The sequence below is a fragment of the Rhizobium sp. 01T437 genome (assembly GCF_056398505.1).
Window position 1 is genome coordinate 1 of the sequence record NZ_JBFTPM010000065.1, and the last position, 797, is coordinate 797.

1 protein-coding gene is annotated in these 797 nt (G+C 61.7%); it reads left to right on the top strand.

Annotation, left to right across the window (positions count from 1 at the left end):
* Positions 1-797 (top strand): glycerol-3-phosphate dehydrogenase (glpD, locus tag AC1DM5_RS36500; protein ID WP_477976942.1); only part of this gene is annotated, 797 nt, incomplete at both ends.

Below are 797 nucleotides of genomic sequence, written 5' to 3' on the forward strand. Positions count from 1 at the left end.
GCCTCCGGCACCTCGTCGGGTGCGACCAAGCTCATCCATGGCGGTCTTCGCTATCTCGAACATTACGAGTTCCGCCTGGTGCGGGAATCGCTGATGGAGCGCGAGATCTTATGGGCCATGGCCCCGCATATCATCTGGCCGCTGCGCTTTGTGCTGCCCTATCACAAGGGTGGCATCCGCCCGGCCTGGATGATCCGGCTTGGCCTGTTCCTCTATGACCATCTCGGCGGCCGCAAGCTCCTGCCGCCGACCGCAGTCTTGAACATGCGCACCGATCCGGCGGCAAAGCCGCTGAAGGCGCTGTTTTCCAAAGCCTTCGAATATTCCGACGGCTGGGTCGACGATGCCCGCATGGTGGTGCTGAATGCCCGCGATGCCGCCGACAAGGGCGCGCTGATCATGCCGCGCACCAAGGTGGTCTCGGCGAGGCAGGAGAATGATGCTCAGGAGAAGGGCGTCTGGACGATCGAGACGATCAACACGGTGACCGGCAAGAGCGAGCACCATCAGGCCCGCATGCTCATCAATGCCGCCGGTCCCTGGGTCGACCATGTCATCCGTTCCGCCTTCGGCCAGAACGAGGCCCGCCATGTGCGCCTCGTCCAGGGCAGCCACATCATCGTCAGGAAGAAGTTCGAGGGACCACGCGCCTATTTCTTCCAGAACCCTGATAACCGCATCATCTTCGCCATCCCCTACGAGACCGACTTCACGCTGATCGGCACCACCGATCGCGACTACACCGCCGATCCGAAGGACGTGAAGATTTCCGAGGAAGAGACGCTCTATCTCTGCAA